The following is a 14,792-nucleotide window of genomic DNA, read 5'->3' on the forward strand; positions in this document are numbered from 1 at the left end:
TATGAAAACAATCATTGCAGAAAAACCAAGCGTAGCAAGAGAAATAGCCGGACTTGTGGGAGCATCCGATAAAAAGGACGGCTACCTGACAGGTAACGGCTATTTTGTTACGTGGGCATTCGGTCATTTAATAGGATTGGGAATGCCCGAAGATTACGGAATATCGGGATTTGATAAAGCATCATTGCCAATACTCCCAAACCCATTTTTGCTGACCGTCCGAAAGGTCAAAAAAGACAAAGGCTATACTGCCGATACAGGAGCATTGAAGCAACTGAAAGTCATCGAACAGCTTTTTAACCGTAGCAGCAGTATCATTGTTGCTACCGATGCAGGACGTGAGGGCGAATTGATATTTCGCTATATCTACGAATACCTCAAATGCAAGAAGCCCTTTGAACGCCTTTGGATTAGTTCGCTTACCGAAAAAGCCATCAAGCAAGGCTTTGACAATCTAAAAGACGGGGCAGCATTTGACGGATTGTATCAGGCGGCACAAGGCAGAAGCCGTGCCGATTGGCTTGTGGGCATCAATGCTACACAAGCATTGAGCATAGCCGCAGGAAATGGCATTTATTCGCTCGGAAGAGTACAAACGCCTACGCTGGCTTTGATATGCAAAAGGTATTTAGAAAACAAAAATTTCTCGGTGCAGCAATATTGGCAGATACAGTTATCGCACAACAAAGAATTGATAGATTTTAAAAGCATTTCCAAAACCAAATGGGAAGACCAAAAACTTGCCGATGATACGCTGAAAGCCATTCAGCGAAACGAAATAGCAACGGTTACATCCGTAGAAACCAAAAGTGTTACAGAGCAACCACCTTTATTGTTCGATCTTACCGGATTGCAAAAGGAAGCCAATAAAAAATTGAACCTTTCGGCTGAAGAAACGCTGAATATTGCGCAAAGCCTCTACGAAAAGAAGTTTATCACATACCCACGTACCGGAAGCAAATATATTCCCGAAGATGTTTGGGCTGAAGTACCCAACCTTGTAAGAGCTTTGCAGGACAGAGAAACTTGTAAGCAAGCTGTATCAAAAATGAAATGGGGACGTTTTAATAAACGTATTGTAAACGATTTGCGTGTTACCGACCACCACGGATTATTGATTACTGATAAAATCCCATCAGCTCTGAACGCAAAGGAAAATTCCGTTTATGATATGATTGCCTTTCGATTGCTCGAAGTCCTTTCACAAGCCTGCATCAAAGAGATAACCGATGTAAGTTTACAGGCATTGCATTATGATTTTACGGCAAAGGGTTGTAAGGTTATAGAAGTAGGTTGGCGTTCTATCAAAGGCAGTTTCTCCGATGATGATACCGAACCTGTACAGGATTTGCCCGAACTGAAAAAAGGCGATGAACTCAAAATCAAGGAAGCAACCGTTTTGGAAAAGAAAACGAAACCACCTGTATTATATACCGAAGCAGGGCTTTTGTCGGCTATGGAAAGTGCAGGCAAGGAAATTGAAAACGAAGACGAACGGAAAGCCCTGCAAAATATAGGTATTGGCACTCCGGCTACAAGAGCCGCAATAATTGAAACCTTGTTTACCCGCAATTATATCCAACGGGAAAAGAAATCCTTAATCCCAACCGAAAAAGGATTGCAAGTATATGAATTGGTTAAAGAACGGAAAATTGCGGACGTGGCAATGACAGCCGAATGGGAACTCGCATTGCAGAAAATAGAAAACCACGAAACGGATGCAGGGGCATTTCAAAAAGAAATGGAAACTTATGCTTCGTCTATTACCGATGAATTGCTGCAAACTTCCATTGCTCAAAATAACCTACCACAACTCATTTGCCCGAAATGTAAAAGCCAGCAACTCATTATCCGTGATAAAATTGTGAAGTGTCCTGATGAGGCTTGTAATTGGGTTCAGTTCCGCAACGTGTGTGGCATACAAATAGGCATAGCTGATATTGAAAGCCTTGTCAATAAAAGGAAAACTACACTTATCAAAGGAATGAAAAGCAAGGCAGGAAAGAAATTCGATGCGTATATCGTATTGAAAGAGGATTGTACAACCTCTTTTGAGTTTGTTAAAAATAAAAGCTACAAAAAGTAATGGAAAATAAGCCTACCATTAGCCAGATGGAAATCAAGAACCTGATATATACCATACGTGGAAAGCAAGTGATGCTGGATAGCTCCCTCGCTTCCTTATACCAGGTGGAAACAAAGAACCTTAACAAAGCCGTAAAAAGGAATATAGACAGGTTTCCTGCTTCTTTCTGCTTTCAACTGACCGAAGAGGAAGTTGAAAACTTGAGGTTCCAAATTGGAACCTCAAGTTTGAGCTACGGCGGAAGACGTTATCTGCCCTATGTTTTTACCGAACAAGGGGTTGCAATGGCTTCTGCCATACTCCGTTCAGATATAGCGGTTAAAGTCAGTGTTGAAATTATGGAAGTCTTTGTAGAAATGCGTAGAATGCTTACCAGTAATGCCTCTTTGTTTCATCGTTTAGATAACATTGAATTGAAACAATTAGAAGCTGACCAAAAATTTGAAGAGATTTTTAAGGCTATGGAAAGCGATAAGCTCCACAGTGAAAAAGGTATTTTCTACAACGGGCAGGTTTTTGATGCCTATGCCTTTGTTTCCGATATTATCCGAAGTGCCAAAAGCTCCATTATCTTGTTGGATAATTATGTGGATGACACGGTATTGATCTTATTGAGTAAACGGAATAATAATGTAACCGCAACAATCTATATCAAAAACATCAGCAATCAGCTACGGCTGGATGTACAACGGTACAACAGCCAATATCCGAATATTGAAGTTGAGGTCTTTTCCGATGCTCACGACCGATTTATGATAATTGACGATACAGAACTTTACCATATTGGGGCATCACTGAAAGACCTGGGTAAAAAATGGTTTGCCTTTTCGAGAATGGATATTGAAGTCGGCAGAATGCTTCAAATCTTAAAAAACTCATAGAACGAACCTCTGAATATTCAGAGGTTTTTTATTGCCCATTACGCCAAATCCTGCCTTTCAAAGCCAAATCCTGCCACTTCTGTAAAGACGCTTATCTACTGCTATAATTTTAGGCTTCAAGTAAAATTCTAAACAAAATATAGTATGGATACACAGCAAAAAGACCTATCGTATTTCAGGTTGCGACTGCAAGAATTATTAAACACCAGCTTCCCCGAAAAAGCAAACGACCAAAAGTTCATTGAACAACGTTCTTCGTGGGCTGCCAATGCCTACGAGGGTGCTTTTCATTCGGGAAACGCTATTGAGCAATGCAACGAAATAGCCAACTACATACTTTTTGAGGGCTTGCATTTCTCCAAATTCGATACCGTTTTTCAGGTGGTATGCAATGAGTTTGATACCATAATGGCAGATGAGGAACTGCGACCGTTCGCCCTTAAAATGTTTCCTGTTTGCGAGCCTGTTTTCTCCGGCTATGAACTGACCGATGACTTCGCCTACGGTTATGAGTTTGATTTACTCTATACCGAAATAACCGGAACCATCGCAATATGGATAGAAGAAAATGGGCTTCAGTAAGAAGCAACATCTCCAACAGAACATTGATGCCCTGCGAATTACTTTTAAACTGGAAAAGGAGAAACGGCAAGCCACTGTAGGCGAAAGACTGTCAATGATGCGTTATAGCGGATTTGGCGGTCTTAAATTCGTGTTGAACCCGATAGCAAACGAAATAGACATCAACAATTGGAGAAAGACAGAACACGACCTTTTCCCGATTACGCAGGAACTCCACCAACTGCTCAAAGAAAATTCAGAAGACGAAAAGCAATACCGCAGGTATGTGGACAGTATGAAAAGCTCTGTACTGACGGCTTTTTATACACCGCCACAGGTCATAGATACTATTTCCGCAACCTTGCGTGATAGCGGTCTGAACATTGATAAATTTCTCGAACCCTCCGCAGGTATCGGCTCATTCGTACAATCCTTTTCAGAAAATCAAAAAGCCAGTGTTACCGCCTATGAAAAGGATTTGCTCACAGGCAAGATTTTAAAGCAGCTTTATCCCGAAAGCAATATCCGTGTAAGTGGCTTTGAGGAAATTCCCGAAAAGGAACAAAACAGCTATGATGTAATCGCCAGCAACATACCGTTTGGAGATACTTCCGTTTTCGACCTTTCCTATTCCCGCAACAAAGACAGCGCAAAAGTACAGGCAGCCCGAAGCATACACAATTACTTCTTTCTGAAAGGTGCAGATATGCTCCGTGATGGTGGCATATTGGCTTATGTTACTTCGCAGGGTATCCTCAATAGCCCCAAGAACGAACCCATACGCAGGGCGTTGATGCAGGATAACAATCTCGTTTCAGTTATTCGTCTGCCCAACAACTTGTTTACAGATTATGCAGGTACAGAAGTTGGCAGTGATTTGATTATCCTGCAAAAGAATACGGCAAAACAAGGTCTGACCGAAAGGGAAGATCTGTTTTGCCAAAGCAGGCAAACAGAATACAATACTCCGGGCAATTCGGTCTTTCAGGACAGCACAAGAATTGTGCATACCGACCGCAAATTAGATACCGACCCTTACGGACAACCTGCACTCATCTATACGCATAAAGGCGGCGTTGAGGGAATTGCCAAAGACCTCAAACAAATGCTTTCCGAAGATTTTGGCGAGCATCTGAATTTGAATTTATACAAAGGCGAACGGAACGATGAGCCTGTTATACAAATTCCTGTTACACCAACACCAACGGTTACACCTCCCGTTATCGAACCTGTAACCATTCAGCCGGAAATACAACCTTTATCTGTTCCTATAATCAATCGGGAAAGTCCGCAGGAATTAAAGCAACTAAGCATTTTCGACTTGTTTGAAAATGTGGACGAGCCTGTAATGGTTGCTGCTCCACCCAAAAGAACGACACAAGTTAAAAGGCAAAGCACCAACAAAAGAAGAGGTGCAATAAATCGCCAGACCGACTTGTTCAGTGCGATGCAGCAACCTTATACGCCTCCGATTACCAATAGAACTACCAACGGAAGCACATCAACCAACGGTAAAAAACAAGAAGCCATCGGCGACCTGTTTTCGGGAATAAACGGGAATGGCCAAGCTGCTCAACCAGCCGTTCCCAATACTATTCCCGAACCTGCTCCTTATAGTGGCGAACTGCAATCGTACCACCGTAACGATTGTCTTGTTGTGGATAATGGTTGGGTCGGTCATCTGCAAGATGTAGATACATCAGACGGTACGGCAGTTTTCCACCCTTTAGCTTTACCGACCTTACAGAAAGCAAGAGCCGAAGCGTACATTGCTGTACGTGATGTTTACCAAGAGCTTTACAATAAAGAGGCAAAGTTTCAGACCGAACACAAGGAAGAACGGGAAAACCTTAACCGCCTTTATGATGCGTTTGTCAAAAAGTACGGCAATCTCAACAGTGCAGATAATATCAAGCTCATCAAAACGGATAGCTCCGGCAAGGAAATCCCTTATTTGGAGCGTGTCGTTGGTGGCGTAACCCACAAGGCGGATATATTCAGCCGTCCTGTAAGTTTCTCCACCTTAACAATAGCAACGGACAATCCCGAAGAAGCGTTAGCGGCTTCGCTGAACAAATACGGAAGCGTGGATTTGGAGTATATGTCCGAAATCAGCGGTATGACGGACGATGCTTTGAAAGAAGCATTGCACGGTCGTATTTACTACAATCCTCTGCAAAAGGAATATGAAATATCCGAACGCTGGATTGCAGGGAATGTAGTAGAGAAAGCCCAAGAGGTCAAAGCGTATCTCGAACGCAATCCCGATGATGCCGAAGCCAAAGCAAGCCTTACAGTCATAGAAGAAGCCCGACCAAGGCGTATCGAATTTGAGGAACTCGATTTTAATTTGGGAGAACGCTGGATACCCACAGGCATTTATGCCCGTTTTGCTTCACATCTTTTTGATACGGACGTACTGGTTCATTACTCTGAAAGCTCCGATGACTTTTCAGTAAAGTGCGACCGTAAGAATTTGCATATATGGGAAAAATACGCTGTCAAAGCTGAAAGTAGAACGTTTGACGGGATTGCCCTGCTCAAACACGCCCTTGTCAATACCACGCCTGATATTACCAAGAAAATTAAGGTTGGCGACCAAGAGGCCAAAGTACGGGATATGGAAGCCATACAAATGGCGAACACCAAGATTGACGAAATCCGTACCGCCTTTACCGAATGGCTCCACGCTCAAAACGATGAGTTTAAAAACAGGCTGACCGACCAATACAACGATACGTTTAACTGCTTTGTCCGACCAAATTATGACGGAACGCATCAGGACTTTCCGGGATTAGACCGTAAGGCATTGGGCATTGAAGACCTGTATTCAAGCCAAAAGGACACCGTTTGGATGATAAAGCTGAACAACGGGGCAATTTGTGACCACGAAGTAGGTGCAGGAAAAACCCTTGTGATGTGTACCGCAGCACAGGAAATGAAACGTTTGGGATTGGCACACAAACCGATGATTATCGGGCTGAAAAGCAATGTTCACGAAATTGCCGAAGCCTACCGCACTGCCTATCCACACGCTAAAATCCTGTTTCCGGGCAAAGAAGATTTTACGCCCCAAAAACGCTTGCGAATTTTCGGGGATATTAAAAACAACGATTGGGATTGTGTAATCCTCACACACGACCAATTTGGTATGATACCGCAGTCGCCCGAAATTCAAAAGGAAATACTCGAAATCGAATTGGACAGCGTAGAGCGTAACCTCGATGCCCTGCAATCGCAAGGCAAGGAAGTTACAAGGGGAATGCTTGCCGGAGTAATTAAGCGGAAAGAGAACCTCGAAGTGAAGCTCAAAACCCTGCAACACGATATTGAAAACCGCAAAGATGATGTAGTGGATTTTAAGATGATGGGCATTGACCATTTGTTTGTGGACGAAAGCCACCAATTCAAAAACCTGATGTTCAATACACGGCATACAAGGGTTGCCGGATTAGGCAATGTGGACGGCAGCCAAAAGGCATTGAACCTACTTTTTGCTATCCGTACCATTCAGGAACGCATTAATGCGGATATGGGAGCAACTTTCCTTTCGGGAACAACTATCAGCAACTCATTAACGGAATTATACCTGCTGTTCAAATACCTGCGACCACGGGCAATGGAAAAACAGGGTATTAACTCTTTTGATGCCTGGGCAGCCATTTATGCAAGAAAAACGACCGATTACGAGTTTTCGGTTGCTAATAATATCGTGGCAAAAGAACGTTTCCGCTACTTTATCAAAGTACCGGAGCTTGCCCAATTCTACTCGGAAATCACGGATTACCGAACGGCAAAAGATATTGGCATTGACCGCCCTAACAAGAACGAGGTGTTGTATAATATACCGCCTACTCCCGACCAGGAAGATTTTATTAAAAAGCTAATGGAGTTTGCTAAAACAGGAAATGCAGAACTGTTGGGCAGACCTCCGCTAAGTCAAAGCGAAGAAAAAGCAAAAATGCTCATCGCTACGGACTACGCCCGTAAGATGTCGCTCGATATGCGTATGGTAAGCGGTGCGTATGATGACCACCCCGATAATAAGGCTTCGCATTGTGCGGCAAACATTGCCAAATATTACAACCAATACAACGCACAGAAAGGAACACAGTTCGTTTTCTCCGATTTGGGAACCTACAAGTCGGGCGAATGGAATGTGTACTCCGAAATCAAACGCAAGCTCGTGGAAGACCACGGCATCCCTGCACACGAAGTACGGTTTATACAGGAGGCTAAAAATGATAAGCAACGCAAGGAACTTATCAAAGGAATGAACGAGGGCAAAATCCGTGTGCTGTTCGGTTCTACAAGTATGTTGGGTACAGGTGTCAATGCACAGAAAAGAGCTGTTGCGGTTCATCACCTGGACACACCGTGGCGACCAAGTGACCTTGCTCAAAGGGATGGCAGAGCTGTTCGTAAAGGCAATGAAATTGCCAAGTTCTTTGCAGAGAACAAAGTAGATGTGATTATCTATGCCGTAGAAAAATCATTAGATAGCTACAAGTTCAACCTGTTGTACAACAAACAACTTTTTATAGACCAATTGAAAAACAATAACCTCGGCAAACGTACCATTGACGAGGGCAGTATGGACGAAAAATCGGGAATGAACTTTTCGGAATATGTGGCTATCCTTTCGGGAAATACTGACCTTTTGGATAAAGCCAAATTAGAAAAACAGATTGCCGGATTGGAAAGTGAAAAACAGGCGTTCAACCGTTCTAAATTCAGTGCCAAATATAAGCTGGAAGATTTTACGGAATTGCTGGATAGTACGCAATCACGCTTGAACCGAATGAGCCTTGACTGGGAAAACTTACAGCAACGCATACAAAAACATTCGGATGGCACAATCGCAAATCCTGTACGGTTGGACGGGTTACCGCCCAATGTGGATATAAAACTAATCGGTGCAAAGCTCAACCACCTTTCGGACAAAGCCCGTACAGGCGGAGATTATGAAGAAATAGGAAGCCTTTACGGGTTTCAGCTCTTGGTAAAAACCGAAATGTCCGAAAAAGAGGGCGTGGATATACGGGTTAACCGTTTTTTGGTGCAGGGCGAGGGCAATATCAAATACACCTATAACAACGGTATCATCGCCAAAGATGAAAAGCTGGCTGCTACGAACTTCCTTAATGCACTGGAGAAATTGCCCGGCTATATCGAACAGGAAAAAAAGAAAATAGCGGAAATACAAAAAGATTTACCTGTTCTTCAGGAAGTGGTAAACGGTTCGTGGTCTAAAGAAAACCGATTGAGTGAACTCAAAACGGAACTGGCTGCCGTTGAACGGAAGATACAGTTGTCTATTACTCCGGAAACGAAAGAAGAACCAGCGGAGCAGGTCGAGAAACAAAAGCAAACGGCAAACAATTCGGAGAATATTGTACGGACAAAAGGTATTCATTTGCCTCGTGGGGTCTTATAAGAATGCTTATTACATTTCGTCCTCTTCGTCCATTTTTTTAAGCAGGCTTTCTTTTAGGCTGTCAAGAAATTTGGTACGGTTTATTTTTCTTGCTTTAAGTTCCATAAATGTATGATAGAAATCGCCTAAATTAATATTAAATGTACTTTCAAATGTTTTAGTGATGGATATTATATCTGTGTTGCCAAATGCGCCCTGCGAATGGAGTGCATAAATCAATTCGGTTAACGCTGTTTTGCTTGCTGTCCAGCTCAAAAGAGATTTATTATTTACTTTTTTATATTGTTTATTATTTAGCTGGTCTTCGAGATAGACTTGAATTAAATCGTTCGCCAGTATCTTAGCTACTTTGTAATCGGCAATGGTAGAAAAGGAATGGTCCGTTTCAAAATAAATGGTATCTAAATTTAGCTTAATGTCATACTTTCCCCGCACAAATAGTTGGTCATCAATAAAGGTATTGTTGGTGCGGTAATATTTATAAAATTCAAGATTATTGTCAAAAAATCTTTTGAGTTTCTTCAATTCGGTATTGAAGTATTTTCTTGCAGACTTTTTTTCATTTGGCTTTTTGCTTTCTATTTTATAAATAGCATTGTAATAAATTAGTTTTGAAACAATGGCAGGCTTCTGATGTTTGAAAAATTGGATTTCTTCTTCTGTGTTTTTAAAGCCTCGTTTCAGAACGTACCTTTTTAATTCTGATAAGTATTCAACAATTATATGTATAACGGTTTCTATCCTTTGGATTGGGCAATCAGCTTCAATTTCTAATTCGTCGATTTCTGTTTCCAGCTTATAAAGTGTTTCTGTATAAAATTTGTTCATTTTGAAGTCTTAAAATTTGGTTTACTAATAGAGATGCCTAAATCTGTCAGATTTAGGCATCATCCAGCTAATACCCTTTAATATGTCAACGCAAGCCCGGCTCCAAAACCCATATCGCTATCATAATGGGTACGGAGATTTATATTTTTATTGATAATATACCTAAGCTCTCCCATAAATTCCTTATCGGTGTTGACCATAAAACCACCTCTTAATCTTTTTGAGATAGGAATATCCTCACGCATCAACGACAATCGTACAATTCCATCGTGATATACTTCTGCCTGAAAATTAACCAGCATTGGCAAAGTGTACATAAAACCTAAACTTAAAGCTCTACGTGTATCTTTTTCATTCTTTTGCCCGAACAGGTTCTTCTCTTGTTCGTCTATTCCCATTCTTCGGTAGCGCCAGTCAAAGCCTATAAACGGCATAAACCATTGCATTTTACCGATATATCTTCCCAAATGCGTTTCCACTTCGTAACCGTGCATATCATTGTAGCCTAAACGCCATTCTGTACCTAAACTCCATCTTGCATTTTGAAACATTGCTTCGCCATCGTTTCCATTGGTTGCAAAATCATTCTGTGCCATAAAGTGCGGCATATTGCTTTCTCTCTGCAATTTATTGTAGGCTTGTTTTTTGTTGGGCAAATATGGATTTTGATAATCGTCAACAGCAAATACCCTATTCATCCCCGACATCATATGATAAAGGATGTGGCAGTGGAAAAACCAATCTCCTTCTTCATTAGCTAAAAACTCAATAGTATCTGTTTCCATCGGCATAATATCCAAAACATTTTTGAGTGGTGATTTTTCGCCTTTACCGTTGATTACCCTGAAATCGAAACCGTGCAGGTGCATCGGGTGGCGCATCATTGAGTTGTTATATATGGTAATTCGTAAAATTTCTCCTTTTTTTACGGGTATTTTATCGGTTTCAGAAAGTATTTTATTATCCATACTCCATACATATCGGTTCATATTTCCCGTAAGGGTAAACTTCAATTCTTTGACCGGAGCATCTTTAGGAAGTTCTGTATTGTAAGGAGATTGTAACATTGCATAATTCAGTGTTTTTATTTCTCCCAAAGCATTTGCATTGTAACGGTTGGGGTCATTATCCATATTCATATTGTGCCCGCTATGGTCTTCTTTAGGTTTAGCCTCTCCAGTAATTTCGGGATACATTACCACATTCATATCCATTTGGTTCAGGCTCATTTTCATACCCATATCATCCAAATCGCCGTTCATCTTCATCATATCGTTCATCATCTTCATCCCCTCAAAATATTTCAATCTTGGGAGCGGCGATATTAACTGTTTGACGCCATTGCCTACAAAATAGCTTGCCGATTGTGTTCGGTCTTCGGTTGTGGCTAAAAACTCGTAGGCAACTCCATCGTCAGGAATTGTTACCACTATATCATAAGTTTCGGAAACCGCAATGATTAATCTATCTACTTCTACTGGCTCTACATCATTCCCATCATTGGCTACTACTGTAATTTTACCGCCTGCATATCGTAACCAAAAATAGGATGATGCTCCGCCGTTTGACACTCTTAATCTTACTTTATCTCCCGCTTTTAGTGTTTTGCCATCAACTGTTTTTAAATCGGTAGTATGATTTCCGTTGATTAATATTTTGTCATAATACACATCGCTTACGTCCATTGCCAACATCCGTTTCCATTCGTTGGTCAATTTGGTTTTGAAATGCCCCTCCCTGATTGCTTCCGCGTAGGACTGTGTAGCGTTCTTTTTTATCGCAGCCCAATCATTGGCATTATGCAACATGCGGTTAATGTTATCGGGATTTAGGTTTGTCCATTCGCTTAAAATGATGGGTACGGTCGGCAAATCATCAATTCCTTTTCTAAAGGTTTTATCGTCATTACGTTTTTTCATTACAAAACTGCCATACATTCCAATTTGCTCCTGCAAACCTGAATGGGAATGATACCAATGCGTTCCGTGTTGGATAATCGGAAAACGATAGGTATAAGTTGTACCTGCCTTAATAGGTTTTTGTGTCAGCCACGGCACACCATCTTCTTTATTAGGTAGGAACACACCGTGCCAATGGAGCGAGGTACTTTCTTTTAATTGGTTATGGACTACTATTTCGGCTGTATCGCCTTCTGTGAAAGTAAGTGTAGGCATTGGTATTTGTCCATTTACGGCAATAGCTCTTTTTTCTTTGCCTGCATAGTTTACAAGCGTATCTTTTACATACAGCTCATATCTCACTACTTTTTGTGCAAAAACGGATTGCGAACACAGCAGTATAAATACCGCTTGCAACAATCTCCTTTTACTATTTATGGGTATATTCATTTTGATATTTTATTAATGAAACTTATTCCTGTTCTTTTAGCCAGTCGGTTAATGTTTTGATTTGCTCGTCATTCAGTTTTGCATCTTTGTGCATCAGTGTATATGAGGACAGGGGCATTTGCTTCGTTTCTATTTGTTCTTTGATTGAGTTTAATAATCTTTCTTGTTTCCTATTTGAGTATGTACCCCATTCATTGAAATTCAAATCTTCTTTTGCGTTTTTGATATGGCTCTCTACCAATGCTCTTGCGGGCTGTATGTAATCGTACCAAACATAGTTGGTATTGTTGCTATGGCAATCGTAGCAAGAGGTTTGAAACATCGCTTTTACTTGAACAGGCATTTTATAGAATTGGGTAAAATCTGTTGTGTAAACCTGCCCTTTATCTACATTAAGGGCAGGCTGATAAAATTGAATTGCAATAAAAATAAACAGCACTATTGCTAATATTATCTTTAATACTCTGTTCATTTTAAAATTCTTTTTTTACAGAACCGCAGGTAAGCATCTGACTACCGTAATACGGATTTTTTATTGCTTTAGCTTCGCTAATCCAAACTGCACCTTTGCCATCATTGTACATTGGGCAATAGTCCTGATATAATTTTTGAGTTGTTCCAAACAATGCGATAAGGTCGGAAACGTCTTTACTTAACGATGCTAAATGCTCTCTCTGGTGGTCTATTTTACCAGCATTGTCGCCAATGTGTTCTGCATTTTCCTTAGCATTTTCGAAAACATCCATAAACTCCTTATGCTTGCTGGCAGGTATGGTTTTCATATCCACCTTCTTTAAAGTAGCAAAAAGTTGTTTTCCAGCATTTGCAGCTGCTTTATCATTATCAGCAACGAGTGCATTTTTCAAAGCCAAATAATCCTTAATTATCGGTGTGATTGTAAAGTTTTGTGCTTGTTCCTTTACAGTGGACTTTTCCTCTTTCTGAGAAGACATATCTGTTGAAGTAACAGTAGCTACAGTATCATTTTGTACCGCTGATGATAAATCCTTAGTTTCTGATACTCCGGTGCTATCATTAGCCTGTTGGGTGCTATTTTTATTGGAAGACTGATTGCACGAAACTGTTATTGTTGCAACCGTTGCCAATGCGATGATGGAGAAAAATATATTTTTCATTTTAATGCTATTTAATGTTATTAAAGAAATTTTTGTTGTTTACTTGTTTTCAAATTCTTTCAGCTTTCGCTTCATAAATTCGATTTCCTTTGCTTGTGTTTCGAGTATGTTTTTTTGTAGCTCAATTAATTCGGGATCGGTAAGCTTAGCTTTTTCGGACATTAATACCGCTGCTGCGTGATGCGGTATCATCCCTTTTACAAATTGCTTATCGCCCACATTTATTTGCTCCCTAATGCCAAACCACGAGAAGATACCAATCGCAAGAGTAACTGTAATTACAGCCCAATTGATTTTTTTGTTTTGATACATTCCTTTCATTATCAATAATTCAATAATCAACATTGCTGAAACCATTAGCAGCGTCATATATAAATTGTTGATGTTTGGGATAAGATTATTCAATCCGTCAATCATAGCATACATAATAAAATACATAGCTACAAACATTGCAACAGCCATTACAGCAAAGCGTTTGTACATTGCCAAAGAATGATTGGAATTATTTTCTTCACTCTTGTGGGTATGTTGCATTCCGTGTTGGTTTTTCATACTTTCCATAACAATTGCTTTTTATTTGTTATTTAATAGTTTCTTGTACACTGCCACAAGTAAGCATTTGAGAACCGTAATATGGATTTTTAACTGCTTCTTCTTTGCTTAACCAATTTGCACCTTTACCATTGTTATACATTGGGCAATGCTGATAGTAAACAGGTGTTTCTTGTTTTGATGCCTTAGCTAATTCGTACATATTCTTGGAAAGCAAAGCGAATGTTTCTCTTTGTTTTGCAACATCTTTAGAAGTGGAAATTTTTTCGGCATTTACTGTCAAGTCTTTCATTACTTTCATCCAAGTTGTATGTTCGTCAGTAGAAAGTTTTGCCATTTCTACCGCTTTGATAGCTTTTGCCAATTCGGCAGCTTTTGCCGATGAAGTACCTGCATCAGTTTTTACCAAAGCATCTTTCACTGAAAAATAATTGTCGAAAACGGCTTTAAGTTGTGTTGCATTTTGCGTTTCAGCGGTATTTTTTTTAGCCATATCGCTTTGGTTATGGTTGGCGTGTTCATTTTTCATATGCATACCCGCATCATTAGATTTTGCGACTGGCTTTAATTCTCTGCTGTACTGGCAACATCCAGGAAGTTTAGCATAAACATCATCAGGTGCTAAAAATTTTTCGCTATCGTAACCAGCCAAAGCAATTCGTTTCAATATTTCATCCTGATTTGTTTTTTTATCATCATAGTTGAGCGTAGCCATTTTGGTATCTTTATTCCATTCTACACTGGCTACCTTATTCACGTTTCCTGCTTTTTCGATAGTGGCTTTACACATACCGCAATTGCCGTAAATTTTTACGGTTTCTGTTTTCGCATTCTTGATTTGTGCGAAACTGTTTACTGATGATAGTAATACGCCAATTACCATCACTATTTTTGATAATGATTTCATTTTGAAAATTTTTAATTTAGTAAGATAAACAAAGATTGTGCGAAAACTAAATAGCT

Annotated in this window: 10 protein-coding genes; 4 read left to right on the plus strand and 6 right to left on the minus strand. The window is 40.3% G+C overall.

Going from position 1 to position 14,792, the window contains the following annotated elements; all coding sequences use genetic code 11:
* Position 1: 1 nt before the first annotated feature.
* The 4 genes from ACJVDK_RS01575 (at position 2) to ACJVDK_RS01590 (ending at position 8,965) form a co-directional block, all read left to right on the plus strand.
* Positions 2-2,086: a type IA DNA topoisomerase gene (locus tag ACJVDK_RS01575; protein ID WP_185265341.1), complete on the plus strand. Its 2,085-nt coding sequence runs from the start codon at positions 2-4 to the stop codon at positions 2,084-2,086.
* Positions 2,086-2,967, plus strand: coding sequence for an ORF6N domain-containing protein (locus ACJVDK_RS01580; protein WP_443938568.1), 882 nt, complete (start codon positions 2,086-2,088; stop codon positions 2,965-2,967). Before ACJVDK_RS01575 ends, ACJVDK_RS01580 begins: the two co-directional genes overlap by 1 nt.
* A gap of 144 nt (positions 2,968-3,111) precedes the next feature.
* Positions 3,112-3,549 carry a DUF1896 domain-containing protein gene (locus ACJVDK_RS01585; protein ID WP_034867795.1) on the plus strand — a complete coding sequence of 146 codons (438 nt, stop codon included), beginning with the start codon at positions 3,112-3,114 and terminating at the stop codon, positions 3,547-3,549.
* Complete coding sequence (locus tag ACJVDK_RS01590) at positions 3,536-8,965, plus strand: N-6 DNA methylase (RefSeq protein WP_443938569.1); 5,430 nt, start codon at positions 3,536-3,538, stop codon at positions 8,963-8,965. Before ACJVDK_RS01585 ends, ACJVDK_RS01590 begins: the two co-directional genes overlap by 14 nt.
* A 9-nt stretch (positions 8,966-8,974) precedes the next feature.
* Here ACJVDK_RS01590 and ACJVDK_RS01595 read toward each other — a convergent pair whose 3' ends face one another.
* The 6 genes from ACJVDK_RS01595 to ACJVDK_RS01620 form a co-directional block, all read right to left on the minus strand.
* Entirely contained in the window at positions 8,975-9,793 is an 819-nt protein-coding gene (locus tag ACJVDK_RS01595; protein WP_154286808.1) for an RteC domain-containing protein, read from the minus strand.
* A 77-nt stretch (positions 9,794-9,870) separates the two neighbouring features.
* On the minus strand, positions 9,871-12,141 hold the full coding sequence (locus ACJVDK_RS01600) for a multicopper oxidase family protein (RefSeq protein WP_132776683.1): 2,271 nt from the start codon (positions 12,139-12,141) through the stop codon (positions 9,871-9,873).
* A 22-nt stretch (positions 12,142-12,163) separates the two neighbouring features.
* The gene (locus tag ACJVDK_RS01605; RefSeq protein WP_065719296.1) at positions 12,164-12,613 is read right to left on the minus strand and encodes a heme-binding domain-containing protein; all 450 of its coding nucleotides are present in this window, start codon (positions 12,611-12,613) and stop codon (positions 12,164-12,166) included.
* Position 12,614: 1 nt separating this feature from the next.
* On the minus strand, positions 12,615-13,277 hold the full coding sequence (locus tag ACJVDK_RS01610; protein ID WP_065719295.1) for a DUF3347 domain-containing protein: 663 nt from the start codon (positions 13,275-13,277) through the stop codon (positions 12,615-12,617).
* A 39-nt stretch (positions 13,278-13,316) separates the two neighbouring features.
* The gene (locus tag ACJVDK_RS01615) at positions 13,317-13,838 is read right to left on the minus strand and encodes a DUF305 domain-containing protein (protein WP_443938570.1); all 522 of its coding nucleotides are present in this window, start codon (positions 13,836-13,838) and stop codon (positions 13,317-13,319) included.
* 19 nt (positions 13,839-13,857) lie between these two features.
* Complete coding sequence (locus ACJVDK_RS01620) at positions 13,858-14,736, minus strand: DUF3347 domain-containing protein (protein WP_138731303.1); 879 nt, start codon at positions 14,734-14,736, stop codon at positions 13,858-13,860.
* Between the last annotated feature and the right edge of the window lie 56 nt (positions 14,737-14,792).

The sequence above is a fragment of the Pedobacter paludisoli genome (genome assembly GCF_052344095.1).
Classification (GTDB): Bacteria; Bacteroidota; Bacteroidia; order Sphingobacteriales; family Sphingobacteriaceae; genus Pedobacter.